Here is a 25933-nt window from a genome sequence, read left to right on the forward strand (position 1 = left end):
ACGCTGCAGCAGGACAAGCCCGACGCGCGCACTGGCCGATTGGGCCGGCAAGGCGGTGAAGAGATCGGAGGTCACGATGAGCGATGAAACCGCATTACGGGACGCGGCCGCGCAATGGTGGCGGACGTCGATCTGTGATATCGCCCCCGGGCGCATCGCCTATCGGGGCTATCCGATCCAGGACCTGATCGGCCGGATCTCGTTTCCGGCGATGATCTGGCTGATGCTGCGCGGGGAGCTGCCAACGGCGGCGCAGGAGCGGCTGCTGCAGGCTGCGCTGGTCGCCTCCGTCGACCACGGCCCGCATGCCCCGTCGATCGCGATTGCGCAGATGGCGGTGAGCTGCGGCCTGCCGCTCAACGGCGCGATGGCTTCCGCCATCAACACGCTCGATGACGTTCATGGCGGCGCCGGCGAGCAGGCGGTCGAACTCTATGACGACGTCTTGCGGCGGAGCGAGACCGCAGAGATCGATGCAGCCGCAGGCGCGGCCATCGACCATTTCACCGCGACCAAAAGCAAGTACCTGCCGGGCTTCGGCCACCGTTTTCACCCGGTAGACCCGCGTGCCGCGCCGCTGCTCGCGCTGGTGGATGCGGCAGCGAATGAGGGCAGCGTTGGCGGTCGCTATGCTGCGGCCGCGCGCGCGATCGAGCGCGTGATGCAGGCCCGCAAGGGCAAGCTCATTCCGATGAACATCGACGGCGCGACCGCGGTGATCTATGGCGAGCTCGGCTTTGCGCCACCGCTGGCACGGGGCGTGTTTTGTCTTTCGCGCGCGGTCGGTATCCTCGCCCATGCTTGGGAGCAGACCGGGCGCAGGGACCGCAACAAGGGGCCGATGCCGAAGCAATTCGCCTATAAATATGAAGGGCAGCCGCGCCGCGCGCTGGACGATCGGCCATGATGTATCTGGACACGCCGCCGCGGCGCGTTGAGAGCCGCGTCTTCTCGGCGATGCCGGCCGAGTTTCGGCGCCCCGGCGTCCGCTCGGACTGGGCCGATGCCAACCGCGGCGGTCATCCCGTCGACAGTTTCATTGAGGGGCCCGCGTTCGATGCGCAGGGCAATCTCTACGTCGTCGACATCCCGTTCGGCCGCATCTTCCGGATCGCGCGTGACGGGAGATGGTCTCTGATCGCGGAGTATCGGGGATGGCCGAACGGCCTGAAGATCGCGCCCGACGGCCGCATTCTCGTGGCCGATTACATGAACGGCATCATGGAGCTCGATCCCGGACGCGGCACGATCAGGCCAATCCTGGCGCATCGCAACTCGGAGTCCTTCAGAGGCTGCAACGACCTGCATATCGCCTCGAATGGCGATGTCTATTTCACCGATCAGGGCCAGACCGGGCTGCATGATCCAAGCGGCCGGGTGTTTCGCTTGCGCGCGGACGGCCGTCTCGACTGTCTGATTGCGAACGGGCCAAGTCCGAACGGCCTTGTGCTGAGCCCGGATGAGGCGGTGCTGTTCGTCGCGATGACGCGCGACAACAGCGTCTGGCGCGTGCCGCTGATGCGCGACGGCGGTGTCGCTAAGGTCGGGCGCTTCACCTCGTTCTTCGGCACCAGCGGGCCGGATGGGCTGACAATGGATCACGCTGGACGCCTGTTCGTTGCGCATGCGTCGCTTGGCCATGTCTTCATGCTGGCGCCGAACGGGGAGTGCATCGCACGGATCAAATCATGCGCCGGCCAGACCTGCACCAATGTGGCACTGGATCAGACCGGCGAGACCCTGATGATCACGGAATCGTCGAGCGGATCAGTGTTGGCGGCTTGTGCTTGATTTTGAGTGGTGATGATGCCTCTGGCGGCTGACTGTCACGTCCCGCAGAACGTCTGCAGCACCCGCTGGTCCGGCAGCGGCGGATCGGCGTAGGCGGCGTAGTCGGGCTGTTCTTCGTATGGCTTCTCCAGCAGCTTGACCAGCTCCTCGAACGGGGCGTAGTCGTCGCCGTTCACCGCGGCCTGGATCACGGCCTCGACGCGGTGGTTGCGCGGGATGAACAGGGGATTGACGGCGTGCATCGCCGTACGCCGCTCGGCCGCGCTCTGCGGCTCCAGCGCAATGCGCTCGCGCCAGCGTTTGGCCCACTCGTCGAACGCCGAGGGGTCCATGAACTGCGCGCGGACGTCGGCGACGTCATCGCCTGCGGCGTCACCGAGCTTGCGGAAGGTGAGTGTGAAGTCGGCCTGGTTCCTGGCCATGGCATCGAGCAGGTCCTGGATCAGCGCGTCGTCGCCGTCGCGCTCCGTGAACAGGCCGACCTTCTTGCGTAGGCCAGCCTGATAGGCGGCGCTGAACTGATCGGCGAACGCGCCGAGGATCTCCTGCGCGTCGGCGATCGCCTTCTCCTGCTCGCCTCCGAACAGCGGCAGCAGGCATTCGGCGAGGCGGGTCAGATTCCACAAGCCGATGCGCGGCTGGTTGGCATAGGCGTAACGGCCCATCTCGTCGATCGAGGAAAACACCTGCGCAGGATTGTAGGCGTCCATGAAGGCGCACGGGCCGTAATCGATGGTCTCGCCGGAGATGGAGGTGTTGTCGGTGTTCATTACGCCATGGATGAAGCCGACCAGCAGCCAGCGCGCGACGAGCTCGGCCTGGCGCGCGACGACGGCGGCGAGCAGAGCGTGATAGGGCCGCTCCGCATGGAGCAGGTCCGGATAGTGGCGCGCGATGACGTGGTCGGCGAGCCGGCGGATGGCCTCGGTGTCGCGTCGCACGGCGAAGAACTGGAAGGTGCCGACCCGGATGTGGCTCGACGCGATGCGCGTCAGCACCGCGCCGGGCAGCGCGGTCTCGCGGATGACATGCTCCCCGGTGACGACCGCGGCAAGCGAGCGCGTGGTCGGAATGCCCAGCGCATACATCGCTTCGCTGACGATGTACTCGCGCAGCACCGGCCCGAGCGCGGCGCGGCCGTCGCCGCGGCGGGAGAACGGGGTCGGGCCGCTCCCCTTGAGCTGGATGTCGCGGCGGACGCCGTCTCGGTCGATGACCTCGCCGAGCAGGATCGCCCGACCGTCGCCGAGCTGGGGCACGAATTGCCCGAACTGGTGGCCGGCATAGGCCATGGCGATCGGATCGGCCCCGTCAGGAACCGTCTTTCCGGCCAGGATCTCGGCACCTTCCGCCGTCTCCAGCATGTCAGGATCGAGCCCGAGCTGAACCGCCAGCGGCCGGTTCAGCTTGATCAGCCGTGGCGCAGCGACCGGGGTCGGCGCCACGCGGGCAAAGAAGCTGTCCGGCAGCGCCGAATAGGAGTTCTGGAAGGGGAAATGCACGGTCATGGCCCCAAGATAAGGCTGGAACAGCTGATGGCAAAGGCTGCAAGCCCGATAGGCCAAAAATGGGCCCTTCCTGGCCCAAATCAGGCCGTTCCCTTGGTTGCCGCCCCCTTCCTCGTCGGGTAAACCCTGCCGCAACTTCGGACCGGCCGTGACTGGCCGTCCGATTCGCTTCCTCCGACATTGATTTTGGGACGACCATGCATCGCTACCGGTCACATACATGCGGCGCGCTCCGCGAGAGCAACATCGGCGAGACTATCCGCCTCTCGGGTTGGGTCCATCGCGTTCGCGACCATGGCGGCGTGCTGTTCATCGACCTGCGCGACCATTACGGCCTGACCCAGTGCGTGGTCGACCCTGACTCGCCAGCGTTCTCGCTGGCCGAAAAGCTGCGCTCGGAATTCGTGGTGAAGATGGACGGCAAGGTCCGCCGCCGCCCCGAAGGCACCGACAATGACGATTTGCCGACCGGCAAGGTCGAGGTCTATGTCAGCGAGATCGAGGTGCTTGGCCCGGCCGGCGACCTGCCGCTACCGGTGTTCGGCGACCAGGAATATCCCGAAGACATCCGCCTCAAGTACCGCTTCCTCGACCTGCGCCGCGAGAAGCTGCACCAGAACATCATGACGCGCGTCGAGATCATCAAGTCGATGCGCCGGCGCATGGAGGGGCAGGGCTTCTTCGAGTTCAACACGCCGATCCTGACCGCGTCCTCGCCAGAAGGCGCGCGCGACTTCCTGGTGCCCTCGCGCATCCATCCCGGCAAGTTCTACGCGCTGCCGCAGGCGCCGCAGCAGTACAAGCAGCTCTTGATGATGTCGGGCTTCGACCGCTACTTCCAGATCGCGCCCTGCTTCCGCGACGAGGACCCGCGCGCCGACCGTCTGCCGGGCGAGTTCTACCAGCTCGATGTCGAGATGAGTTTTGTCACTCAGGAAGACGTCTTTGCGGCGATGGAGCCGGTGATCACGGGCGTCTTTGAAGAGTTCGCCAAGGGCAAGCCCGTGACGAAGGGCTGGCGCCGGATTCCGTTTGCGGAAGCCTTGCGCAAATACGGCAGCGACAAGCCGGACCTGCGCAATCCCATCGAGATGCAGGACGTGTCCGAGCATTTCCGCGGAAGCGGCTTCAAGGTCTTTGCGCGCATGCTCGAGGACCCCAAGAACCAGGTGTGGGCGATTCCGGCCGCGGGCGGCGGCAGCCGCGCCTTCTGCGATCGCATGAACTCGTGGGCGCAAGGAGAGGGCCAGCCCGGCCTCGGCTACATCATGTGGCGCGAGGGCGGCGAGGGTGCAGGTCCGCTGGCCAACAACATCGGGCCGGAGCGCACCGCCGCGATCCGCGCCCAGCTCGGCACCAAGGAAGGTGATGCCGCCTTCTTCGTCGCCGGCGATCCAGACAAGTTCTGGAAGTTCTCAGGCCTTGCCCGCAACAAGGTCGGCGAGGAATTAAATCTCACGGACAAGGAGCGGTTCGAGCTTGCCTGGATCGTCGACTTCCCGATGTACGAGTACAACGAGGACGACAAGAAGGTCGACTTCTCGCACAACCCGTTCTCGATGCCCCAAGGTGGGCTCGAGGCGCTGAAGTCGCAAGACCCGCTGACCATCAAGGCGTTCCAGTACGACATCACCTGCAACGGCTACGAGATCGCCTCGGGCGGCATCCGCAACCACGTGCCGGAGGCCATGGTGAAGGCGTTCGAGATCGCAGGTTACGGCGAGCAGGAAGTGGTCGAGCGCTTCGGCGGCATGTACCGAGCCTTCCAGTACGGCGCGCCGCCGCATGGCGGCATGGCCGCGGGCGTCGACCGCATCGTGATGCTGCTCTGCGGCACCACGAATCTGCGCGAGATCTCGCTGTTCCCGATGAACCAGCAGGCCATGGACCTCCTGATGGGCGCGCCGTCGGAAGCCACGACCAAGCAGCTCCGCGAGCTGCACATCCGGGTGAACCTGCCGCAGAAGTGAGCTTCGTGCCCCGGACGCCGTCAGCGCGTTTACGCGCGTCTTCGACGCGCTATGGCGGCGCTATCCGGCGATGCGAAGCATCGTCCGGTCAGCGGTGCGCTGCAGAGCCGGGGGCCCATGCATCAGCGAAGTTCGTGGCCTTCTGGTCCCGGCTCTGCACAGCAACGCTTCCGCGTTGCAGCGCGTCGGGGGCACGAGATCGCTGCGCGACCGCTCAGCTTGCAGCGCCGCCGACGTGCGGTGTTGATGGGGGCGCAATCGGATGTTGCCACCGGGCCTTCGGCCGTGCTTCATCCGGATTCCATGACCCGGAAATACCGTTCGCTTGGACGGCCGCTCCGGAGCGTGCATTTTGAGGCCGGTAACGCGAGGCGAGACACCGCATGTCGTCCTATTCTGAAGATCTCCACCAGGCGGCGCTCGCCTATCATCGTCTGCCCCGCCCCGGAAAGCTCGAGATCCAGGCAAGCAAGCCGCTTGCCAACCAGCGCGACCTCGCGCTGGCCTATTCTCCGGGCGTCGCCGCCGCCTGCACCGAGATCGCCAAGAACCCGGCCGAAGCGGCCTCGCTCACCACGCGTGCCAATCTGGTCGCCGTGGTCTCGAACGGCACCGCGGTGCTCGGCCTCGGCAATATCGGCCCGCTGGCGTCCAAGCCGGTGATGGAGGGCAAGGCGGTCCTGTTCAAGAAATTCGCCGGCATCGACGTGTTCGACATCGAGATCGCGGCCGACACGATCGACCGTGTGGTCGAGACCGTGGCCGCGCTCGAGCCGACCTTCGGCGGCATCAATCTGGAAGATATCCGCGGACCGGAATGCTTCGAGATCGAGAGCCGGCTGAAGGAGCGCATGAAGATCCCGGTCTTCCATGACGACCAGCACGGCACCGCGATCATCGTCGCCGCCGCCATCACCAACGGTCTCCGCCTGAACGGCAAGAAGCTGTCCGACGTCAAGATCGTGGCGTCGGGGGCAGGGGCGGCCGCGATCGCGACGCTCAACCTGCTGGTCTCGATGGGCGCGCAGCGCAAGAACATCTGGGTCTGCGACATCGACGGCCTCGTGCATGAGGGCCGCAACACGTCGATGGACCGTTGGAAGGCAGTCTATGCGCAGAAGACCGACAAGCGCACGCTCGGCGACGTCATCGGCGGTGCCGACATCTTCATCGGCCTCTCGGCGCCCGGCGTGCTCAAGCCGGAGATGGCGCAGGCGATGGGCGACAAGCCGCTGATCATGGCGCTCGCCAACCCGACGCCCGAAATCATGCCGGAGGAGGCGCGCAAGGCGCGCCCGGACGCGATGATCTGCACCGGCCGCTCGGACTACCCGAACCAGGTCAACAACGTCCTGTGCTTTCCCTTCATCTTCCGCGGCGCACTCGATGTCGGCGCCACCGCGATCAACGAGGAGATGAAGCACGCCGCGGTCGAGGCCATCGCGCAGCTCGCGCGCGAGGCGCCGTCGGACGCGGTCGCGCAGGGCTTCGACACCGGCGAGACGCAAGGGTTCGGTCCGGGCTCGCTGATCCCGAGCCCCTTTGATCCCAGGTTGATCCTGCGCATCGCGCCGGCGGTGGCGAAGGCGGCGATGGAATCGGGCGTCGCGACGCGCCCCATCACCAATTTCGACGAATACACCGCGCTGCTCGAGCGCTTCGCCTTCCGTTCCGGCCTCGTCATGAAGCCGATGTTCGCCAAGGCCAAGACCCAGCCGGTGCGCGTGATCTACGCCGAAGGCGAGGACGAGCGCGTGCTGCGCGCCACGCAAGTGGTGCTGGAGGAGAAGCTGGCGCGGCCGATCCTGGTCGGACGCCCCTCGGTGGTGGAGGCGCGCATCAAGCGCTTCGGCCTGTCGATCAAGGCCGGCAAGGATTTCGACCTCGTCAATCCCGAGGACGATCCGCGCTACCGCTCCTACGTGCAGTCCTATGTCGAGCTCGCCGGCCGCCGCGGCGTGACGCCGGATGCGGCGCGCACGGTGGTGCGCACCAACAACACGGTGATCGCCGCGCTCGCAGTGACGCGCGGCGAGGCCGACGCCATGCTCTGCGGCGTCGAGGGCCGCTACATGCACCATCTGCGCCACGTCCGCGAGATCGTCGGCTTCTCGCCCGGGGTCAGCGACTATGCGGCGCTGGCGCTGCTGATCACCACCAAGGGCGCGTTCTTCATCGCCGACACGCAAGTTCGCCCCAATCCGGGCCCGGAGGAGCTTGCCGAGATCGCCTCGCTCGCAGCGGTCCACGTCCAGCGCTTCAACATCAAGCCGAAGATCGCCTTCGTCTCGCATTCGGATTTCGGAAGCTACGACACCGACTCCTCGCGCAAGATGCGCCGAGCCACTCAGCTCTTGAAGGAGAAGCATCCGGAGATCGAGGCCGACGGCGAGATGCAGGGCGACACGGCACTCTCGGCTTCCGCGCGGAAAATGGTGCTGCCGCACTCCAAGCTCGAGGGCGAGGCCAACATCATGATCATGCCGAGTCTCGACACCGCCAACGTCGCCTATCAGATGATCAAGTCGCTGGCGGACGCGCTGCCGGTCGGCCCGATCCTGATCGGCCCGGCGCGGCCCGCCCATATCCTCACCCCATCGGTGACGGCGCGCGGCATCCTGAACATGACCGCGGTCGCCGTGGTCGAAGCCCAGGAGCGCGCCTCGCGGCAGCAGCCGACGCTGTTTACGTGAGGCAGTCGCCGGCGTCGCCTTCGCCGCTTCCCGCGTGCGGGGAGAGGCCGGAATTTGCGGGAGCAAATTCCGGGTGAGGGGGATCTCCGCGATTCAGCTCTCACTGCGATTGCGAAGCAGCCCCTCACCCCAACCCTCTCAGCGCGAGCGAAGCTCGTCGCGCCCCCGTAAGAACGGGGAGAGGAAGCACGAGCAGCGCCGCTGCGCCTCAATTTTTTCAAAACAGTTCGCCATTTCCCCGTTTGTAAACCGGCGCACGACTCTTCATAATCACCAGGCGCTTTCGTCCAAATTCCGATTTTCAATAAGCCTGAGCCAAGAGGCCGATCATGCCAGCGTTCGTGACTTTCGGGCGAATCCTGTTCGCCGTGCTGTTCATCTACACGGGCGCGACCAAGCTCTTTGCGATCCAGGCAACGGCGGAGTTCATCGCCGGCAAGATCGTGGTGCCCGAAGCGATCGAGCCCTATGCCAAGCAGATCGAGAGGGCGACCGCGATGACCACGCCGCAGCTGCTGGCGATTGCGGTGGGCGGGCTCGAGGTCATCGCGGGCCTGATGATCGCGCTGAATTTCGGCGCGCGCTTTTTTGCGATGCTGATGATCATCTACATCGCGATCTCGACCTTGCTGTCCGCCGATTTCTGGAATCTCGCACCGCCTGACAACGCCAAGATGGTGGTCGACGCGCTGAAGAATCTCGCGATCATCGGCGCGCTCTGCATGATCATCGGCTACGGCCGCACCACGCGCCCGGCCGAGTCGGCCTACGGGGACGTGTAGGCTCGTACGTCGCAGGCGACGGGCCCAGCTTCACGCAAGCTCGCTCCCGCAGAATGGCGGGGAGCGAGGTGTGAGGCGGATTCGAGGAATCCTCAGCATTCGAATGCGCGAAGGGGCATCTGCCTCGCACCTCTCGTCATCGCATCGATGAGGGTCCCATCGCAATGTATGCCGAAGCGTCGTCGGGTTCCCCATCATTCGAGGCCGCTCTGGCACACCATCGCGCGGGCCGCTTGCCGCAAGCGGAGGCGATCTATCGGCAGATCCTGGCATCCCAGCCGGATCATGCGGACTGTCTGCACCTGCTGGGAATTGCCTTGCTCCAGGCAGGCCACCCCGACAGGGCGCTCGATGTCATCATCCGCGCCGTTAAGCTTCAGCCTTCCAACAGCGTCCATCACAGCAACATGGCGGGCGCTCTGCGCGCCCTCGGACGAAGGGACGAGGCCATCGCGAGCTATCGGCAAGCGCTGCTGCTCAAGCCAGACAATCTGGATGGGCATAATCAGCTTGGCATCCTGCTGGGTGAATGCGGCGACGTCGCGGGCGCGGAGGCCCATTATCGGCTGGTGCTGCGACATCCCGCCGGCCTCGACCTCAATGACGCTCGCGCTCAGGTCGATGCCCGTTTCAATCTCGCCAATCTGCTGGTGCGGCAGAAGCAGTTCGATGCGGCGATCGGCGAGTTCCGCCATGTGCTGCGGCAGCGGCCGGACTTTGCGGCCGCCCACTGCAACCTCGGAGCCGTGCTGTTCGAGCTGTCCGCTTTCGAGGAATGCGAGCGTTGCTATCGTGAGGCCCTGCGCCTCAATCCGGCATTTGCCGAGGTTCATAACAATCTCGGTGGTCTTCTCATCAAGCTCGGCCGGCTCGACGAGGCGGAGGTCAATCTTCGCGAAGCCTGCAGGCTCAAGCCAGCTTTCCCCGAGGCGCTGAACAATCTCGGCGACTTGCTGCGTATTCGCGGACAGGCGAAAGACGCGGAAGCCTGCTGCAGGGAGGCCTTGCGTCTGAAGCCGGACTATTTTCCGGCGCAGCTGACCCTGGGCAACGCCCTTCGCGAGGCCGGTCGTTTCCACGACGCCGAACCTTGCTATCGGGTCGCTCTTGCCCGCAATCCGGCCTGGCCGGAGGCGCTCAACAATCTCGGCACCCTGCTGTTCGATCTTGGGCGGCCCGACGAAGCCATTCAGAGCTTGCGAACGGCGCTGTCGCAGAGGCCGGACTATGCCGATGCGCATTTCAACCTTGGGGTCGCTCTGTTGCTGGCCGGCCAGCTCGACGAAGGCTGGCGGGAATATGAGTGGCGGTGGAAACAGGACAGCAAGAAGCCGCATCTGCGCGATTTCAGCCAGCCGGTCTGGGATGGCGGAGACATCGGCGATCGGGTCCTGCTGCTGCATGCGGAGCAGGGGGTGGGCGACACGCTCCAGTTCGTTCGCTTCGTGCCGGCCATTGCGGCGGGGCGGCGGGTCGTCCTCGAGGTTCAGCGGGCGCTGCTGCCGCTTCTTGCGCCGCTCTTGGCGGAGCTGCCGGGGCTCCAGAGCATCGTCGCGCGTGGCGATCCGCTGCCACCGTTCGATCTGCATTGCCCGCTGCTCAGTCTGCCGCGCGCCCTTGGCACCAGCGTCGAAACCATCCCGCGAGAGGTACCCTATCTGCGGGCCGACCCGCAACGCGCGGCGGCCTGGCGCCAGCGGGTTGAGCAGCTCGATAGCCTCAGGGTCGGCCTGGTCTGGGCCGGCAATCAGACGATGAGAGGCGACCGGCGCCGATCGATTTCGCTCAACCGGTTTTCGGAGCTGGCGAATCTGCCGGGGGTGAGTTTCGTCTCGTTGCAGAAGGGACCGGCAGCGAGCCAGTCGCCTCCGCCAGGTCTGTCCTTGCACGATTGGACGGATGATCTCCACGACTTCGGTGAAACCGCAGGGCTGATCGAGGCCCTCGACCTCGTCATCGGCGTCGACACCGCGGTGGTGCATCTTGCAGGCGCGCTTGGACGCCCTGTCTGGCTGCTCAATCGCTTTGACCGGTGCTGGCGCTGGCTGCTGAACCGCGACGACAGCCCCTGGTATCCGACGCTGCGGCAATTCCGGCAGCCTCAGCCAGGCGATTGGGACAGCGTCCTGCGGGACGTGCGCGCTGAACTCGAGAAAGGCAGCTTGATCCAATCAACCGTCCCAGGGGCGCCACGCGCGACGTCCGATCTGCGTGGCAGGGACATAAGATAGATGCCGGTACTTACGCACCGGTATTGTGCATGGGGTTGTTTGGAGGTTTAGTTGGCGCCTCTGGCCCGCCGCCACGGCGTGACGGTCACCTCGTGCGCCGCGTCGAGCAGATACGGCGCGCCCGGCTTCATCCCGTGCGAGGCGAGCACCTCGTGCGGTGTCCGCTCCGGTACGCCGACGAAACAGCCTTCGCCGCCGGGCAGCCGCACATGCGGAGCCTCCGACAGCCAGAACGTGTCGTAGCGGTCCATGAACATGTCGAACACGACGGGGCCGCCGATGATGGCGACGGTCCCTGAGGCGACATCGGCGAAGGCGCAGGCCTGCTCGAAGCTCGCATGCTTCGGATTCCACAGCGTCGCGTTCGGCGTCTCCGGATCGACGGTGAGCGCCTTGATCTTGCGGGTCAGGATCAGGCGCTTGCGCCTCCGCGAATTCGGCTGCTGCTCATGCGAGTGGCGGCCATGCACGATCAGCGCGGCGCGATCGAGCGCCTGCTCGAAGAACAGCTTGTCGCCTTCGAACTTCAGACTGTCCGGCATCACATGTGCAGCGTCGGCGAGCATGCCGTCCGCCGAGACGATGACGTAGCCTTCGAACCGAAAAGACAATTGCCTTCTATTCGGAAACTGTCGTCACCACGGAATTGACCGGACGCTGGCTCACCGTCGGCAGCTTGACGTCCTTGAGCAGCTCCTGGTCGTATTCCGGCAGCGTCGAGGCCGGGAATTTGGCGCGCATCGCCACTACCTTGTAGCCGCCGGCCTTCAGGCGCTTGAGCAGCTCGGGCAGGGCTTCCGCGGTGTGCTTCTGGAAGTCGTGCATCAGGATGATGCCCTTGCCTTTGTTGTCGAGCTTCTTCATCACGGTCTCGATCACCTTCTCGGGCTTGGATGCCTTGAAGTCGAAGGAGTCGATGTCGCAGGAGAAGATTCCGATGTTGCGGTTGCCGAGATAGGTGACCATCTCCGGCGGATGCTGCAGCGCCGGGAAGCGGAAGAACGGCGAGGGCGAGATGCCGCCGAGCGCCCACTTCACCGCGGACAGACCCTTCTCGATCTCTTCCTTGCGCTGCGCTTCCGTCAGCTTCTTGTTGTTGAGGTTGGCGTGCGACCAGGTGTGGCTGCCCACGGTGTGGCCGGCTGCATAGACCTGCTTGAGGATCTCCGGCTCGTAGGTCGCGTGCTTGCCGATCGAGAAGAAAATGCCGGTGGTGCATTCATCGGCGAGCGCCTTCAGCACGGCGGGCGTGTTCTTCGGCCACGGGCCGTCGTCGAAGGTCAGGACCACCTCGTGGTCGCGCAGGAAGTCGAGCTCCTTGAAGTGCTCGAAGCCGAAGCCGGGACCACCGGTGGTGTCGATCTCGACGGTGCGGGCGACCCCGAGCGCACCCGGCGTGTTGCAGGCCGCGCGCGCCGGCTGCGGCGCCTGTTTTGGCGGGGGCGGATTGACGAAGGCCGGTTGGGCTGGCGCAGCGGCTGCCGCGGGAGCAGCTGCCGGAGCTGCAGCAGCGGGCGCCGCCGCCGGCGCGGCTTGCGTCGCGGCTGCGGGCTTTGCGGCCGGGGTCTGCGACCATGCCGCGCCCGTCATTGCAAGAGACATCGCGCTTGCCAAAATCAGTCCTGCCGCCACACGCATGGTGTTGTCCTCGAGATTGATCCCGTTGTTCCGCCGCGGCTTTTCGCCTCGGGCGAAACCCATCCTGCCCCAAACGATCCTAGCCTAGATGTTGGGCCCTCGCCATTGCAACGGCTGTTTGGCGCGAGGCCACAATTGTGCCCAGCCGGATTGCGGCGCGGCGCTCAACTGTCGGCCAGCGCCTTGGCGATGGCCGTCTTGACCCGGGTGTCCGCCGGCTCGACCGCGGATGAAAATACCTCGGCAATATAGCCGTCGCGGCCGATCAGGTATTTGTGGAAGTTCCAGCGCGGAACTTCCCTGGGACGCGCCTCGGCCGCCCATTTGTAGAACGGGTCCGCTTTCGGCCCGACCACGACGGACTTGGCGGTGATCGGGAAGGTCACGCCATATTGGTGATGCGCGGTCTCGGTGATCTCGCTTCTGCCGCCGGGCTCCTGACCGCCGAAGTCGTTGGAGGGCACGCCGATCACGGTCAGTCCGCGCGCGCGAAATTCGCTCCAGAGCTCCTGCAGGCCCGCGTATTGCGGGGTATAGCCGCACAGCGAGGCGGTGTTGACCACCAGCAGCGGTTTGCCGGTGAAAGCCGCAAGACGGATGTCGTCGCCTGACAGAGCGGGGAAGGAAAAGGCGTAGGCCGAGATCCGGTTCATGCTGACCTCGGCGAGCGCGCGGCCTGTCGGCGCGAGCATACCTGCCATTGCCGCGAACAGCATGGTCCTGCGGTTCATCATGATGGCGTCCCCCGAAATGATCAGGACGACATGTTACTCCGCCGGCGTTGTTCGCCCGCTCAACACCGCGTTATCGGTCGTGGCGATGCCGGGCTAATAAAGGCGAACGATGAAGTCGGTGCCTTCGCCGGTCTCGCCCTGATTGATGCCCTGGTCGGAGACGATGATTGAGCCGCCCGATGTCAGCATCTCGTTGATCTTCGCCATGGTGTCGGCGGGGATCGTGATGCGGTCGAGCGCTTCTGCCGGGCTGTCGGGCATAACGACCGGCTTGGCGGCGACGGGAATCACGGCGGCGCCACCCTTGCGGCGCGACATGCGTCCATCATCCTCGCGCGCGGCGGCGCGGATTGAGACCGGCAGCGACACCACCGACCAATGCAGCGCATTGGCATCGGTCTTGTCGACCTCGGCAGTGAAGACGTGGGTGCCGAGCGGCCGCTCGCTCGCGGCGATCGTGATCGGCACCTCGAACAGCGGCGCAAAGTTCTGCCGCGCGTAGAGCTTGGAGTCCTTGCGGCTTATGAAAACCGCGATCTGGCCGGCACGCTTGGGTGCTTCCGGCTTTGCCGCGGGCGCAGGGTCAGCGACCCGGATCTCGTCCTTCTTGGCGTCCGGCGCGGGCGCCATTGCCGCCGCGTCAGGCTTTTTGGCTGTGTCGGCGGCTTCAGCCTTGGCCGGCTCGGACTTTGCGGCTTCCTCCGACTGCGGCTTGGCGGTGTCGGGCGCCTCCGCCATCTTCGTCTCGGATTGGGCAGCCGCTTCGATCTTCTTGGCCGGCGCGGTGGCCTCTTCGCGGGCCGATGCATTGCCGGTCGTCACGTCGGACATCACGGTGTGACCGACCGACGAGCGCAGCTCGAGTACGCCATCGGCGCTCGCGGTCTTTGTCTCGACAGGCTTCGCTTCAGCGGCCTTGACGTCGACCGCGCCCTTGTCGGCCTTGTCGCCGACATTGGTCTGCGGCTCGAGGCTGGCGGCGGGCTGCGGCGGTACGCGCACGGAGGCGAGCAGCGGATGCGAGAAGCTTTGCGGCGACATCTGGCCGGGGGCGACGATGACGCGCGCGCCCATCTTGGTCCAGTTCCACATCTTCACCGCAAATGCCATCGGCATGCGGATGCAGCCATGCGAGGCCGGATAGCCCGGCAGCACGCCGGCATGCATGGCAACGCCGGACCAGGTGATCCGCTGCATGTACGGCATCGGCGCGCCGCTATAGATGTTGGAGTGGTGGAATTTGTGCTTCTGGATGACGCTGAACACACCCATCGGCGTCGAATGGCCCTTCATGCCCGTCGACACCGGCGATTCCGCGAACACGCCGTTGCTGTCGTAGATCGTCACCTTCTGCCGATCGATCGAGACGACGATGACGAGCGGCCCCTGCGGCTTTGTGCCGGCTTCCTTCTCTGCGACGGCTTCTTTTTTCTTGCTGGAGACGCCCTGCTTTGGCGGCTTCCGGCGCGGGATTTCGGGGGGGCGCTCCTGCCGGGCGTAGTAGGATCCGTCGGAATAATCCGTCCAATAGTAAAAAGCTGCGTCCGCCGGGCTGGTCGTGCCGATCGCACCGGCCGCCGTGAAAATGGCGACCTGCCACAGCCGTGCCGGCTTGATGGAGAAACCGGACCCGCTCACGCTGTTCATCCTCGAATCCACAATCCTACTCAGACGTTAGTCTCGCAGAGGGGTCATGCGTTCACCAGCGCGGCGGTTCCCCGGTCCGCTAATTTTGTCCAAGACGTAGCAAAAAAGCCTCACGGAGCGGTAAACGGCAGCCGGGCTTGGCGGCCCGTCGTCTTCCTGTCCGGCTGGTAGCTCCCTACATTGCGGGGACTTGTTACCGGAGAACTTCATGTCATCTCGTTTCCCCGGTCTTTCCGGCATCCGCTTGAAGGGCCTCGCTTTATTCCTCCTGGCTCTGGCTGTTCCGGCGGCTTCGGCATCCGCCGCCGAAGAGCCCGATCTGATCTTCCGCCGCTCCACCGTGTTCAAATGGATGAGCCCGAACGACAAGCTCGCGACCTATGGCCTGGACGACCCCGAAGTCGAGGGCGTGGCCTGTCACTTTACCGTGCCCGAGAAGGGCGGCTTCAAGGGTTGGCTGGGCCTTGCCGAGGAGGTCTCGGACATCTCGCTGGCCTGCCGCCAGGTCGGCCCGATCAAGTTCAAGAACAAGATGGAGCAGGGCGACGACATGTTCCGCCAGCGCCGCTCGCTGTTCTTCAAGAAAATGCAGATCGTGCGCGGCTGCGACGCCAAGCGCAACGTCCTGGTCTACATGGTCTATTCGGACAAGCTGATCGAGGGCTCGCCGAAGAACTCGACCTCGACCGTGCCGATCATGCCGTGGGGACCGGCAGACGCCAGCGTCCAGAAATGCGGCGAGTTCTTCACTCACTAACGCGTTTGCGTTGGCGCAGTCGTGTTCACCCGGTGACGGTGGCGCGGCTGGGCTGCGGTCGCACGAGATGCGAGCCGGTCAGCCGCACGAATGCTTGTGGCGCGGCGTCATAGCCGCGACCTGACTGTAGCGACATCGCGCCGGCTGAGGCGACGCGGTTTCGCATGGATTGCTGCTCGGCGCGGTTCGTCTCCGCGTCGCGCGCCGTTGCGCGATCTTGCGCCATCATGATGGCCATCCCTCACGTGGTTGCGCCCGGTGTGCCGGGCGTCCTGGTTTCGATGGCTTGGGTCGGCTGCCGATGCGTCTCGCGTTCGATTTGGCCCAGCCTTCGTTCAGGCTCCTCTTCAGCAGAAAAACGTAAAATGCATGTGAAGTGCGGAAGGCGTGGCCGTGACGCCGTGCTGTGCGCGGCATCCGTGCCGGCGCGGATGGCGCCTGTGAAGCGGCTTTGAGCGGCCGGACGAGCCATCTGAAAAGATTGAGATTTTCCGCCGAATGTTTCGTCGCTCCGGCCGCGACGAAACAATTCTCACAAAGACGAAACCATTTTCCGCTTTTGGCGCATCACGCGCGAAACGACGCATGGTTATCAGCCTCACAAGGACGACGGCGGCACCGCCGGCCACGGAATGGGACACACGATCATGCGCGCGCTCAGCCTCATCCTTGCTTTCGGTTTCGTGCTCGCGGGTTCCTCGTTTGCGGGCGCGCCGGACGGCAATCTCCCCGGCATCGGAACTTTCCAGTACAGCGGCTCGCCCGCCACAGCGGCGCCGCAGCCGATTGTGGTTGCAGCGCGCCTCTGATCGCCTTCAAGAAAATCAGCCGATAAAGGCCATCATGGTTGCTCGTTTCAGCCTCGCCGCATTCCTAGCTGTTCTGACGATCACCGCCGCTCAGGCGCAAGTGCGCGCTCCCTCGAGGCTACCGGATCCCCGCAGCGAATTCGTGCGCCAGTGCGCGCCACGCATGCTCGGCCGATGGGAGCACCCGGAGGAGGTCTGCGGCTGCCTGCACGACCACGCCGCCGCCGCCGTCGAGGACCGCGACCTGCGTGAGGCGCTGCTGCGCGGCATCAGCGAAACCGGCGTGCCGACGATCGAGACCGATTGGGTGCCGCCCTCCAAGCAGAGCGAGATCGGCCCGACCTTCACCAAGATCGCCAAGCCGACCCTTCAATGCATGTTCGATCCGGCGAAATCCTGATCTGCTATTTCGATTTTGGACCGTAACGCGGCACGCAGGCGGCGGTCCGCGCCACGCCCTTGTCGGTCATCTTCGAGCCCCGCACTTCCTTCACCTGCCCGGCGGGGCAGGTTCCGTCGTCCACCTGCACGCGCTGACCCAGCTTGAGATCGGTGATGTCCTGCTCGCGTCCGACGGTGACGCCATGCGCCGTCGACACGAGCGCGGCGGAGATCAGGAGCGAGAGGCAGGCTGCACGGCGCAGAAGCATGATGAGAGGTCCCAGCATCGGTGCCGCAATGTAGGGAGAGGCCGGCGATTCTGATAGTGAGCCTTGGTCACGCCCGCCGGGCCGATTTGCTTCTGGCGCGCAAGGCCGCGCACGATTCCCGCGCCAACCGCCGGGCAGAGGCCACGAGTTCAGGAACCGCGTGCCCCGAAAATCCCAGCACGAAACCGGGCAGGGGACGCGCGCGCGAATAGGTGTCGGCAAGCAGCCAGCCTTCTGCGCCGGCGGCCCGCTTAGCCTCTGCCGGGACCGAAACATCGATCGCCGGATCGAACCGGGCGACCAGGTGCAGCCCTTGCGAGGGCACCGGCACCGACAGCGCACCCTCGGATGCGGCTTCCAGTGTCTCGGCCAGCGCGTCGCGCGCTTCGCGATAGAGTTTTCGGACCCGCTTCAGGTTTACGGCGAAGGCGCCGGAATTGAGCATGTCGGCCACAGCGCCTTCCATCAGCGTGCCCGGAAAACGGTCGAGCGCGGCGCGCGCGGCGGTGACGTCGGAGATCAGGCGCTCGGGCAGGGCGCAATAGCCGATGCGCAGGCCCGGAAAGAGCGTCTTGGCGAAGGTGCCCATGTAGATCACGCGCTGGAGGTGGTCGATGCCCGCCAGTGACATCAGCGGCGCGCCGTCATAGCGGAACTCGCTGTCGTAATCGTCCTCCAGCACGAAGGCGCCGGCTTGCCTCGCCCAGTCCAGCAGCTCCAGCCGCCGCGGCATCGACATCTGCACGCCCAGCGGAAACTGGTGCGACGGCGTGACATAGGCTGCGCGCGCGGACGGCGCCGCAGTCCGTCCCTTGGCGACACGCATCCCGTGCTCGTCGACGGCAATAGGTACGGCGCGATAGCCGCAATGCGCGATGGTTTTCCGCGCGGCCGGGTAGCCGGGATCCTCGCACCAGACCTGATCGCCAGACTTCAGGATTGCGCTCAGCACGATGCGCAGCGCGTGCAGCGTGCCTGACGTGAGCATGATCTGATCGGGATCGCAGCGCAGCCCTCGCGCCGAAAGCAGATGATCGGAGATCGCCGCGCGCAGCTCGCGGCTGCCGCGGGGATCACCATAGTGCAGATGTTCGGACCCGAAGGCACGCATGCGCCGGCCGACGAAGGCGCGAAAACGCTGCACCGCGCGCTCGTCGATATGCGTGCAGCCGAGCGAGAACGCGCCTTGCCGGGGCGCCTCGACCACGATCTTGGGCCTCTTCGGCTCGGTCGCGCGCGCGGGAATGCGCGCCGCAACGAACGTGCCGGAGCCGACAGTCGCCTCGGCAAAGCCGTCGGCGATCAGGCGCTCATAGGCGGTGACGACGGCGTTGCGGCGGAAGCCGGTTTGCTTCGCCAGCGTGCGCGATGGCGGCAGCGGCTCGCCCGGCTTCACAAGACCCGAGACGATCATCTCGCACAGCGCCTGATACAGCCGGTGTGCGGCGGAGGCACCTGCCGTGATGTGCGCCCCGGTGAGATCGAGCGGCAGCTCGGCCTTGGCGGGCGGCAGAGAATTGGTTGAAATTTTTCGCATGGAATTGGCACTATCGCAGACCAAATCCGCCGCTACAACTCTCCTGGAACAGTTGCAATCCTGACAGGAGCGGCCGTGAGCCAGACCGAAAGCCAAAATTCCTATCCGACGTCGGCGCGCAACCAGGTGAAGCGCCGTCACGACCGCGGCTTCTACGATCACGAGACGGTTCATCGCATTCTGGATTCCTCGATGCTCTGCCACGTCTCCTACGTCATCGACGGTCAGCCCTATTGCACGCCGACCTTCTTCTGGCGCGAGGGTACGAAGCTTTATTGGCACGGCTCGAGCGCCAGCCGTATGCTGCGCAACCAGACCAAAGGCGAGCGCGTCTGCCTGACGGTCGCCCATCTCGACAGCCTCGTGCTGGCGCGCTGTGGCTTCAACCATTCCGCCGACTATCGCGCGGTGATGGCGTTCGGCTCGGCCTATCTCGTCACCGACGCGGAAGAGAAGGAACGTGCGGTGGTCGCCATGGTCGACCGCTTCTTCCCGGATCGCACCGCCACCTTGCGGGCCAGCACCACGCAGGAGATCAAGGCGACCTCCTTCATCGCCATGGAGATCGAGGAAGCCTCGGCCAAAATCCGCGCCAAGGGCGTCGCCGATGACGACGAGGACTATGCGCTGCCGATCTACGCCGAGCGTATTCCGGTCCGCACCGTGCTCGGCGCGCCGGAACCGTGCCCGCGCCTCCTCGAGGGCGTCACGCGCCCTGCGACACTCAATGGCTATTCGGAAGGCCGCTTGCTCGAAGATGCATTGCGGGATGCGTATTTTGTGGAGTACCCGAACGGCTGAAATCGGTTAGCTTCGCGCTCCCAAAGGATCATTGAAATGCCTGGAGTTGCCTGATGAATGCCGAAACGCAGCAAAGGATTCTCGACGCCGTCGATGCCGGCTTCGAAGCCCAGCTTGCGACCACTCGCGATTTCGTCGCGATCCCTTCGACCCGCGGCGCGGAGGGGCCGTGCCAGGACATGATCGGCGACCTCCTGCGCGCGCGCGGCTACGAGGTCGATGACTGGCACATCAATGTCGACGATCTCAAGGATCTGCGCGGCTTCGGCCCGATCGAGCACGATTTTTCCAAGGCGCGCACCGTGGTCGGCACCTACCGCCCCACGACCGAGGCCGGCAAATCGCTGATCCTCCAGGGGCACTGCGACGTGGTGCCGGCGGGTCCCCTGGAATTGTGGGACACCCCGCCGTTCTCGCCCGTCATCAAGGACGGCAAGATGTTCGGCCGCGGCGCCTGCGACATGAAATCCGGCACCATCGGCGCGCTCTATGCGCTGGATGCCATCAAGGCCGCCGGCCTCAAGCCGACGGCGCGGATCCACTTCCAGTCGGTGATCGAGGAAGAGAGCACCGGCGTCGGCGCGCTCTCGACATTGCAGCGCGGCTACCGCGCCGATGCCTGCTTCATCCCGGAGCCGACCGGCGGCAAGATGGTGCGCTCGCAGGTCGGCGTGATCTGGTTTCGCCTGCGGGTGAAGGGGCATCCGACGCATGTCGCTTTTGCCGGGTCAGGCTCCAACGCGATCATGGCGGCCTATCACCTGATCCAGGCACTGCAGAAGCTCGAGATCGAGTGGAACGAGCGCGCCAAGGCCGATCGGCACTTCAAGACGCTCAACCATCCCATCAACTTCAACCCCGGCATCATCAAGGGCGGCGACTGGGCCTCGAGTGTGCCCGCTTGGTGCGACGTCGATTGCCGCATTGCGGTTCTGCCGGGTTGGTCGGTGGCCGATCACCAGAAGGAGATCATGGCCTGCGTCGCTGCCGCCGCGCGCACCCACCGCTTCCTCGCCAATAATCCGCCGGAGATCGAATGGTCCGGCTTTCTGTCGGAAGGCTATGAACTGACCGACGCCGCCGCGCCGGAGGCCGCGTTCGGCAAGGCCTTCAACAAGGTCTATGGCGGTGACGTGGAAGACCTCGTCTTCACCGCGCTCACCGACACCCGCTTCTACGGCCTCAACTACGGCATTCCCAGCCTCTGCTTCGGCGCCAGCGGAGGCGAGATGCACGGCTTCAACGAATTCGTCGATCTGGAGTCGCTGAAGAAGGCGACCAAGGCGATGGCGCTGTTCATCGCGGAATGGTGCGGGGTGGAGAAGGCATAGCGGCAAGCCGCCGGCACAGGTGTCCTACGGCGGGCAAAGGCGCAGTTGCGCCGTGCCCACCAGCTTTCGCCGACCTTCGCTCTGCGAGCTACGGCGGATAAGTCGCTTGCCTACCTACGGCACCTTCGTCGGAGCACCCGCTGCCCGAAACACGGGCTTCGCCAAATCCTTTAAGCTTAAAAGAAAAACTAGGAGACCGGCCGCAGCGGTGGCAGACTGCAGCCTGTTCGCTGAATGAGCCGTCGGGAGCAACGATGCGCGATTGGAATGATGCTTACGCCAATTCGGCCCATATCCCGGGCTCGGAAAAATTGCCGGCGCAATGGGCGGAGCGGGCGGCGGCCTACCGCTCGGGACTGAAGCATTTTCGCCCTGACATCGCTTACGGCTCCGGCGAGCGCCAGCGGCTCGACCTGATCCTGCCTGACGGCGACAGCAAGGGTCTCGTCGTGTTCGTCCATGGCGGCTACTGGATGCGCTTCGACAAATCGACCTGGACGGACCTGGCTGAAGGCGCACGGCACCACGGCTGGACGGTCTGCCTGCCGAGCTACACGCTGACGCCGTCCGCACGCATCTCCGACATTACCGCGGAGATCACCGCTGCGATTACGCAAGCGGCTGCGCTCGCCGCCGGGCCGATCCGGCTCGCCGGCCATTCCGCGGGCGGCCATCTCGTCACTCGCATGCTGTGCGACGACAGCCGGCTCGAGGACGCCATCTACAACCGTATCGCCGGCACGCTCTCGATCAGCGGCCTGCACGATCTGCGTCCGCTGCTGAAGACGAAGATGAACGACACGCTGCGCATGACCATGGAGGAGGCGAGCCTCGAAAGCGCCGCGCTGCATCTGCCGCGCGGACATTCGCCCGTGACTGCCTGGGTCGGCGGCAGCGAGCGGCCGGAATTCATCCGCCAATCCGATCTAATGGCCAATATCTGGACCGGATTCGACGTGTCGACCCGCCTCGTCGTCGATCCCGGGCTGAACCATTTCACCGTGATCGACGGGCTCAAGGATCCGTCGTCGCCGATCACCGCGCGCCTGATCGGCCTCGACTGAGCCAGGGCAGGGATGATCGATCGGGAGGGACTGTCATGACGTCCAGCGATTACGATCCCACCAACGAAGGCGCCGAGACCGATTTCGCCCGGCGCATGTCCTATGGCGACTATCTGGCGCTGGACAAGATCCTCGGTGCGCAGCATCCGCTGTCAGAGGCGCATGACGAGATGCTGTTCATCATCCAGCATCAGACCACCGAGCTGTGGATGCGGCTTGCCATCCACGAGCTCAGCGCCGCGCGTCGCGCCATAGCCAAAGACGAGGTGCAGCCCGCGATGAAGATGCTGGCGCGGATGTCGCGCATCTTCGAACAGCTCAACAACGCCTGGGACGTGCTGCGCACGATGACGCCGAGCGAATATACGCGCTTTCGCTCCCAGCTCGGCCAGTCCTCGGGCTTTCAGTCGCGGCAGTACCGATTGATCGAATATCTGCTCGGCAACCGCAACCACGCCATGCTCAAGCCGCACGCGCACGACGCCGAGACGACGAAACTCCTGGAGGCGGAGCTCGCAACGCCCAGTCTCTATGACGAGGTGCTGCGGCTCGCCGACCGTAACGGGCTGAAGATGCCGCCGGCCGTGCTGGCCCGCGACGTCCGCGAGACCCACAGCTTCAACGAGGGCGTGCTGCAGGCTTGGCGTATCGTTTACCAGGCGCCGGAGACGCACTGGATGCTTTACGAGCTCGCGGAGAAGCTGGTCGACTTCGAGGATTATTTCCGGCGTTGGCGCTTCAATCATGTCACGACGGTCGAGCGCGTCATCGGCTTCAAGCGCGGCACCGGCGGTACCGGCGGCGTCAGCTATCTCAAGCGCATGCTGGAGGTCGAGCTGTTCCCCGAGCTCTGGCGCGTGCGCACCATTCTCTAGAGATGTCCATGACCAAGCTTCGCGTCTACGACGACACCAGGGCCCTGTTTCACCTGCCCGACGGTGTGATCTATCTCGACGGCAACTCGCTCGGGGCGCTGCCGCTGGGCGTCGCCGAGCGCGTCAATCGTGTCATCACGGACGAGTGGGGCAATGAGCTGATCCGCGCCTGGAACACGGCGGGCTGGTATGCCCAGCCGCGCCATGTCGGCGATCGCATCGCGCGGCTGATCGGCGCGGAGGCAGGGTCGGTGATGGTCGGCGACACGCTGTCGCTGAAGGTCTATCAGGCGCTCGCCGCCGCGCTCGACATGAACGCATCGCGCAAGGTCGTGCTTTCAGACACCGGCAATTTCCCGACCGATCTCTACATGGCCGAGGGCCTGATCGCTACGCTCGGGCGCGGCCACCAGTTGCGCCTGGTCGCGCCGGAGGAGATCGAAGCCGCGCTGTCGGAGGACATCGCGGTGCTCTACATCACCGAGGTCGATTACCGCACCGGCCGCCGCCATGACATGGCGAAGCTGACGGCAAAGGCGCATGCTCTCGGTATCGTCACGGTGTGGGACCTCGCGCATTCGGCCGGCGCGCTGCCGGTCGATGTCGCCGGCTCGGGTGCCGATTTCGCCGCTGGGTGCACCTACAAATACATCAACGCCGGCCCGGGTGCACCGGCCTTCCTTTATGTCGCGCCGCGCCATGCCGATGACGCACGCGCTGCGCTATCGGGTTGGATGGGGCACGCAAAACCCTTCGCGTTCGAGCTTGGCTATGCGGCCGCCAGCGGCGTCGAGCGCATGCGCGTCGGCACGCCGCCAGTGCTGGCCATGGCGGCGCTGGAAGCTTCGCTCGACATTTGGGATCGCGTCGATATTGCCGAGGTCCGCGCGCGCTCGCTAGCGCTCGGCGATCTCCTGATTGCGGAGGTGGAGCGCCGCTGCCCGTCTCTGAAGCTGGTGACGCCGCGTTCGCACGCGCACCGCGGCTCACAAGTCTCGTTCGCTTTCGACAGCGGCTACGCCGCCATGCAGGCCCTCATCGCGCGCGGCGTGATCGGAGACTTCCGCGCGCCTGATATCATGCGGTTCGGGATTACGCCGCTGTATATCGGAGAGGATGAAATCGTCCGCGCAGCCGAGATCATCGAGGAGGTGATCACAGGCGAGGTGTGGCGGCGGCCGGAGTACCAGGTCGTCAACGCGGTGACGTAAGAACGGCCTCGTGACCCGGACGCAGCGCAGCGCCTCTCAGCGGTTGCTGCAGAGCCGGGGCCCATGCTGCCGCGGAGACAAAGGCCGATACCCGCGGCATCTCGTGCCGCACCTGGGGACGGCGTAGCCGGAGACACCGACGATGCGGTCCTGCTCGCCGAGCAGGTACATCGTTTCGACCGTCTCTTCGGTCAGGCAGACGATGCGGCGGGGCGGGAATGGCGCATGGGACGAGCGTATGCGCAAATGCGCGCTCCGATGTCACGGCAGCCATTACCTCTGACGTCATTGCTTTGCCGCGCGAAGCCATTCACCCTGAGACAACAAGACATTGGGAGGACTTTTGATGACGCCGCTCGAGAAACTCAAAGCGATGAAGATGCCGTTCGCCGAGCTCAAGGGCGTCGAATTCGTCGAGGCCGATAGGGATCGCGTGGTGGCGCGGATGATGGTCCGGCCCGATCTCTGCACGCTTCATCACACCATCCACGGCGGTGCGGTGATGGCGCTGGCCGATTCCGTCGGCGCGGCGGCGACCGTGATCAATTTGCCCGAGGACGCCAAGGGCACGACCACGCTGGAGAGCAAGACCAACTTCATCGGCGGCGCCAAGGAAGGCACCAGCGTTATCGCCACCGCGACCCCCGTGCACCGGGGTCGGCGAACCCAGGTCTGGACCACCCGGGTGGAAACGGAAGACGGCAAACTGGTCGCAATCGTGACCCAGACCCAACTGGTCCTGTAGGGATTACGGGACCTTGATTTTGTTAACGAATTAGTCGTTCCGGTGCCTCTAAGTTGGGCAGGTTTCCGTCTTGAAAAGCGTGTTGCGACGCACAATATTGGAGGCCTAGGGATTCGAACGCCTCCTCGAGGGACACCAAGAGGAGTTTTGACGTGGTACTTGAAGACACCGCCCGCACGACCTCCGTTCCGGGCTATGTGCGGACCCTGAGCCAGCAGGAAGAATTGCCGCTTCTGCGCGATCACCTGCTCAGGCTCGATGCCGCAAGCCGGCACGACCGCTTCAACGGTTTTCTCGACGACAGCTTCATCGAGCGCTATGCCGCCCGCTGCGCCGAGGACGGAACCGTGATCGTCGCCTACATCGTCGATGGCGTGGTGCGCGGCGCGGCCGAGCTGCATCCGCCGGAAGGTGATTCGCTGCCCGAAGTGGCCTTCAGCGTGGAGGCATCAGCACGCCGCCAGAACGTCGGCACCATCCTGTTCAGCCGCCTGATCGCTGAGGCGCGCTGGAAAGGATTCAAGCGCCTGCGCATCACCACCGGCGCCGAGAATCACGCGATGCGGGCGCTCGCCCGTAAGTTCGGCGCGCATCTGCAATTCCGCCATGGCGAATCGACCGGCACGATCGATCTCACCAAGACGACTGAAGACGAGCTCGCCGATCTTGCCGCCGCGCCGTTCAAGGCCGGGCGCGCACTTCTCAGCTTCAACTCGACCTGCTGGAAGATCATCTCCAGCATGTACGGCAATCGCGCCGCCTGAGTTCAAAAGCGGATTGGAATCAGAAAGCGGACCGGCAAAACCGGCCCGCTTTTTGTTTGGAGCTGTGAAGTGAGCGTCAGGTGCCGGTGCGCTTGTCGTTGCCGAAACGGCGGACGACGCGGCGTTCGACCACGACGGAGCGCTGCGCACCCTGTTCACCGGCGATCACGCGAGTGGCGGTGATGCGGCTGTTGGTGCGAGCCTGCTTCTTCACTTCGGCCTGAACGACGTCGAGCGGCATGCCCATCAGCGCGGCAGCGATCTCGGCCTGCTGCTCCTGGTCGTCGGTGATGCCGACGGCGGCGAAGATCGCCTCGTCCAGGGTGGGCGGATCGTGGCGCACGCGCCGCGTGCCATATTTGGTATTCCAGTCTGCGCTCATAACGGCCTCATTT

General features: G+C 65.1%; 25 protein-coding genes and 1 pseudogene. 16 read left to right on the forward strand and 10 right to left on the reverse strand.

Annotation, left to right across the window (positions count from 1 at the left end; genetic code table 11):
• Positions 1–76: 76 nt before the first annotated feature.
• Positions 77–907 (forward strand): citryl-CoA lyase, encoded by an 831-nt coding sequence (locus AC5V87_RS19075; protein ID WP_456838775.1) that lies wholly within the window; start codon positions 77–79, stop codon positions 905–907.
• Positions 904–1791, forward strand: coding sequence for an SMP-30/gluconolactonase/LRE family protein (locus AC5V87_RS19080; protein WP_456838774.1), 888 nt, complete (start codon positions 904–906; stop codon positions 1789–1791). The genes AC5V87_RS19075 and AC5V87_RS19080 overlap by 4 nt, the downstream gene beginning before the upstream one ends.
• A gap of 35 nt (positions 1792–1826) precedes the next feature.
• Here the strand turns inward: AC5V87_RS19080 and AC5V87_RS19085 are convergent, their stop codons facing one another.
• Positions 1827–3299 (reverse strand): protein adenylyltransferase SelO, encoded by a 1473-nt coding sequence (locus AC5V87_RS19085; RefSeq protein WP_495367453.1) that lies wholly within the window; start codon positions 3297–3299, stop codon positions 1827–1829.
• A 197-nt stretch (positions 3300–3496) separates the two neighbouring features.
• Here AC5V87_RS19085 and aspS point away from each other — a divergent pair, with 197 nt between their 5' ends.
• The 4 genes from aspS (at position 3497) to AC5V87_RS19105 (ending at position 10975) form a co-directional block, all read left to right on the forward strand.
• Entirely contained in the window at positions 3497–5269 is a 1773-nt protein-coding gene (gene aspS / locus AC5V87_RS19090) for an aspartate--tRNA ligase (RefSeq protein ID WP_456838773.1), read from the forward strand.
• A 383-nt stretch (positions 5270–5652) separates the two neighbouring features.
• Positions 5653–7962, forward strand: a complete 2310-nt coding sequence (locus tag AC5V87_RS19095) for an NADP-dependent malic enzyme (protein WP_456838772.1) — start codon at positions 5653–5655, stop codon at positions 7960–7962.
• Positions 7963–8291: 329 nt separating this feature from the next.
• Positions 8292–8744, forward strand: coding sequence for a DoxX family membrane protein (locus AC5V87_RS19100; RefSeq protein WP_456838771.1), 453 nt, complete (start codon positions 8292–8294; stop codon positions 8742–8744).
• 164 nt (positions 8745–8908) lie between these two features.
• Positions 8909–10975: a tetratricopeptide repeat protein gene (locus AC5V87_RS19105; RefSeq protein ID WP_495367454.1), complete on the forward strand. Its 2067-nt coding sequence runs from the start codon at positions 8909–8911 to the stop codon at positions 10973–10975.
• A gap of 47 nt (positions 10976–11022) precedes the next feature.
• Here AC5V87_RS19105 and AC5V87_RS19110 read toward each other — a convergent pair whose 3' ends face one another.
• The 4 genes from AC5V87_RS19110 to AC5V87_RS19125 form a co-directional block, all read right to left on the reverse strand.
• Entirely contained in the window at positions 11023–11586 is a 564-nt protein-coding gene (locus AC5V87_RS19110) for a dihydrofolate reductase family protein (RefSeq protein ID WP_456838769.1), read from the reverse strand.
• A 7-nt stretch (positions 11587–11593) separates the two neighbouring features.
• Positions 11594–12613 carry a polysaccharide deacetylase family protein gene (locus AC5V87_RS19115; RefSeq protein ID WP_495371920.1) on the reverse strand — a complete coding sequence of 340 codons (1020 nt, stop codon included), beginning with the start codon at positions 12611–12613 and terminating at the stop codon, positions 11594–11596.
• Positions 12614–12777: 164 nt separating this feature from the next.
• Positions 12778–13347: a glutathione peroxidase gene (locus AC5V87_RS19120; protein ID WP_495367455.1), complete on the reverse strand. Its 570-nt coding sequence runs from the start codon at positions 13345–13347 to the stop codon at positions 12778–12780.
• A gap of 93 nt (positions 13348–13440) precedes the next feature.
• Positions 13441–14994, reverse strand: a complete 1554-nt coding sequence (locus AC5V87_RS19125; RefSeq protein ID WP_495367456.1) for a L,D-transpeptidase — start codon at positions 14992–14994, stop codon at positions 13441–13443.
• A gap of 208 nt (positions 14995–15202) precedes the next feature.
• On the opposite strand from AC5V87_RS19125, the gene AC5V87_RS19130 reads away from it, so the two are divergent.
• Positions 15203–15751: a CreA family protein gene (locus AC5V87_RS19130; protein ID WP_456838766.1), complete on the forward strand. Its 549-nt coding sequence runs from the start codon at positions 15203–15205 to the stop codon at positions 15749–15751.
• Between the two features lie 25 nt (positions 15752–15776).
• Here AC5V87_RS19130 and AC5V87_RS19135 read toward each other — a convergent pair whose 3' ends face one another.
• Entirely contained in the window at positions 15777–15980 is a 204-nt protein-coding gene (locus AC5V87_RS19135) for a hypothetical protein (RefSeq protein WP_456838765.1), read from the reverse strand.
• 418 nt (positions 15981–16398) lie between these two features.
• Between AC5V87_RS19135 and AC5V87_RS19140 the strand changes: the two genes are divergently transcribed.
• Both AC5V87_RS19140 and AC5V87_RS19145 read left to right on the forward strand, forming a co-directional pair.
• Positions 16399–16560 carry a hypothetical protein gene (locus tag AC5V87_RS19140; protein WP_456838764.1) on the forward strand — a complete coding sequence of 54 codons (162 nt, stop codon included), beginning with the start codon at positions 16399–16401 and terminating at the stop codon, positions 16558–16560.
• 34 nt (positions 16561–16594) lie between these two features.
• Positions 16595–16960: a hypothetical protein gene (locus AC5V87_RS19145; RefSeq protein WP_456843352.1), complete on the forward strand. Its 366-nt coding sequence runs from the start codon at positions 16595–16597 to the stop codon at positions 16958–16960.
• Positions 16961–16964: 4 nt separating this feature from the next.
• Here AC5V87_RS19145 and AC5V87_RS19150 read toward each other — a convergent pair whose 3' ends face one another.
• Together AC5V87_RS19150 and pdxR are read right to left on the reverse strand one after the other, a co-directional pair.
• Positions 16965–17210, reverse strand: coding sequence for a DUF6719 family protein (locus AC5V87_RS19150; protein ID WP_495367457.1), 246 nt, complete (start codon positions 17208–17210; stop codon positions 16965–16967).
• 67 nt (positions 17211–17277) lie between these two features.
• Entirely contained in the window at positions 17278–18747 is a 1470-nt protein-coding gene (gene pdxR, locus AC5V87_RS19155) for a MocR-like pyridoxine biosynthesis transcription factor PdxR (protein ID WP_495367458.1), read from the reverse strand.
• Between the two features lie 75 nt (positions 18748–18822).
• Here pdxR and AC5V87_RS19160 point away from each other — a divergent pair, with 75 nt between their 5' ends.
• The 5 genes from AC5V87_RS19160 to kynU all read left to right on the forward strand — a co-directional run bounded on the left by AC5V87_RS19160 (position 18823) and on the right by kynU (position 24029).
• A complete protein-coding gene (locus AC5V87_RS19160; RefSeq protein ID WP_456838761.1) occupies positions 18823–19548 on the forward strand; it encodes a pyridoxamine 5'-phosphate oxidase family protein in 726 nt (241 codons plus the stop codon).
• A 53-nt stretch (positions 19549–19601) separates the two neighbouring features.
• The gene (locus tag AC5V87_RS19165) at positions 19602–20879 is read left to right on the forward strand and encodes an ArgE/DapE family deacylase (protein WP_456838760.1); all 1278 of its coding nucleotides are present in this window, start codon (positions 19602–19604) and stop codon (positions 20877–20879) included.
• 254 nt (positions 20880–21133) lie between these two features.
• A complete protein-coding gene (locus tag AC5V87_RS19170; protein WP_495367459.1) occupies positions 21134–21943 on the forward strand; it encodes a hormone-sensitive lipase in 810 nt (269 codons plus the stop codon).
• A gap of 35 nt (positions 21944–21978) precedes the next feature.
• A complete protein-coding gene (gene kynA / locus AC5V87_RS19175) occupies positions 21979–22818 on the forward strand; it encodes a tryptophan 2,3-dioxygenase (RefSeq protein ID WP_456838758.1) in 840 nt (279 codons plus the stop codon).
• An 8-nt stretch (positions 22819–22826) separates the two neighbouring features.
• Positions 22827–24029: a kynureninase gene (kynU, locus tag AC5V87_RS19180; protein WP_495367460.1), complete on the forward strand. Its 1203-nt coding sequence runs from the start codon at positions 22827–22829 to the stop codon at positions 24027–24029.
• Positions 24030–24099: 70 nt separating this feature from the next.
• On the opposite strand, the pseudogene AC5V87_RS19185 reads toward kynU, so the two are convergent.
• Positions 24100–24200: pseudogene (locus AC5V87_RS19185) on the reverse strand (cobalamin-binding protein); the annotation flags it as partial.
• Positions 24201–24375: 175 nt separating this feature from the next.
• On the opposite strand from AC5V87_RS19185, the gene AC5V87_RS19190 reads away from it, so the two are divergent.
• Together AC5V87_RS19190 and AC5V87_RS19195 are read left to right on the forward strand one after the other, a co-directional pair.
• Positions 24376–24774, forward strand: coding sequence for a PaaI family thioesterase (locus AC5V87_RS19190; RefSeq protein WP_495367461.1), 399 nt, complete (start codon positions 24376–24378; stop codon positions 24772–24774).
• Positions 24775–24926: 152 nt separating this feature from the next.
• Positions 24927–25538 carry a GNAT family N-acetyltransferase gene (locus tag AC5V87_RS19195; protein WP_495367462.1) on the forward strand — a complete coding sequence of 204 codons (612 nt, stop codon included), beginning with the start codon at positions 24927–24929 and terminating at the stop codon, positions 25536–25538.
• Between the two features lie 76 nt (positions 25539–25614).
• Here AC5V87_RS19195 and AC5V87_RS19200 read toward each other — a convergent pair whose 3' ends face one another.
• Positions 25615–25920 carry a hypothetical protein gene (locus tag AC5V87_RS19200; protein WP_015686575.1) on the reverse strand — a complete coding sequence of 102 codons (306 nt, stop codon included), beginning with the start codon at positions 25918–25920 and terminating at the stop codon, positions 25615–25617.
• Positions 25921–25933: the final 13 nt, after the last annotated feature.

It is taken from the genome of Bradyrhizobium sp. SOJA106 (assembly GCF_059448745.1).

Coding starts and splice junctions, on each gene's coding strand:
- AC5V87_RS19170 (WP_495367459.1), top strand. CDS start 21,134: ATGCGCGATTGGAATGATGCTTACGCCAATTCGGCCCATATCCCGGGC.
- AC5V87_RS19135 (WP_456838765.1), bottom strand. CDS start 15,980: ATGATGGCGCAAGATCGCGCAACGGCGCGCGACGCGGAGACGAACCGC.
- AC5V87_RS19145 (WP_456843352.1), top strand. CDS start 16,595: ATGGTTGCTCGTTTCAGCCTCGCCGCATTCCTAGCTGTTCTGACGATC.
- AC5V87_RS19075 (WP_456838775.1), top strand. CDS start 77: ATGAGCGATGAAACCGCATTACGGGACGCGGCCGCGCAATGGTGGCGG.
- AC5V87_RS19165 (WP_456838760.1), top strand. CDS start 19,602: ATGAATGCCGAAACGCAGCAAAGGATTCTCGACGCCGTCGATGCCGGC.
- AC5V87_RS19100 (WP_456838771.1), top strand. CDS start 8,292: ATGCCAGCGTTCGTGACTTTCGGGCGAATCCTGTTCGCCGTGCTGTTC.
- AC5V87_RS19120 (WP_495367455.1), bottom strand. CDS start 13,347: ATGATGAACCGCAGGACCATGCTGTTCGCGGCAATGGCAGGTATGCTC.
- AC5V87_RS19095 (WP_456838772.1), top strand. CDS start 5,653: ATGTCGTCCTATTCTGAAGATCTCCACCAGGCGGCGCTCGCCTATCAT.
- pdxR (WP_495367458.1), bottom strand. CDS start 18,747: ATGCGAAAAATTTCAACCAATTCTCTGCCGCCCGCCAAGGCCGAGCTG.
- AC5V87_RS19140 (WP_456838764.1), top strand. CDS start 16,399: ATGCGCGCGCTCAGCCTCATCCTTGCTTTCGGTTTCGTGCTCGCGGGT.
- AC5V87_RS19105 (WP_495367454.1), top strand. CDS start 8,909: ATGTATGCCGAAGCGTCGTCGGGTTCCCCATCATTCGAGGCCGCTCTG.
- AC5V87_RS19115 (WP_495371920.1), bottom strand. CDS start 12,613: ATGCGTGTGGCGGCAGGACTGATTTTGGCAAGCGCGATGTCTCTTGCA.
- AC5V87_RS19130 (WP_456838766.1), top strand. CDS start 15,203: ATGTCATCTCGTTTCCCCGGTCTTTCCGGCATCCGCTTGAAGGGCCTC.
- AC5V87_RS19080 (WP_456838774.1), top strand. CDS start 904: ATGATGTATCTGGACACGCCGCCGCGGCGCGTTGAGAGCCGCGTCTTC.
- AC5V87_RS19200 (WP_015686575.1), bottom strand. CDS start 25,920: ATGAGCGCAGACTGGAATACCAAATATGGCACGCGGCGCGTGCGCCAC.
- AC5V87_RS19085 (WP_495367453.1), bottom strand. CDS start 3,299: ATGACCGTGCATTTCCCCTTCCAGAACTCCTATTCGGCGCTGCCGGAC.
- AC5V87_RS19125 (WP_495367456.1), bottom strand. CDS start 14,994: ATGAACAGCGTGAGCGGGTCCGGTTTCTCCATCAAGCCGGCACGGCTG.
- AC5V87_RS19150 (WP_495367457.1), bottom strand. CDS start 17,210: ATGCTTCTGCGCCGTGCAGCCTGCCTCTCGCTCCTGATCTCCGCCGCG.
- kynU (WP_495367460.1), top strand. CDS start 22,827: ATGACCAAGCTTCGCGTCTACGACGACACCAGGGCCCTGTTTCACCTG.
- aspS (WP_456838773.1), top strand. CDS start 3,497: ATGCATCGCTACCGGTCACATACATGCGGCGCGCTCCGCGAGAGCAAC.
- kynA (WP_456838758.1), top strand. CDS start 21,979: ATGACGTCCAGCGATTACGATCCCACCAACGAAGGCGCCGAGACCGAT.
- AC5V87_RS19190 (WP_495367461.1), top strand. CDS start 24,376: ATGACGCCGCTCGAGAAACTCAAAGCGATGAAGATGCCGTTCGCCGAG.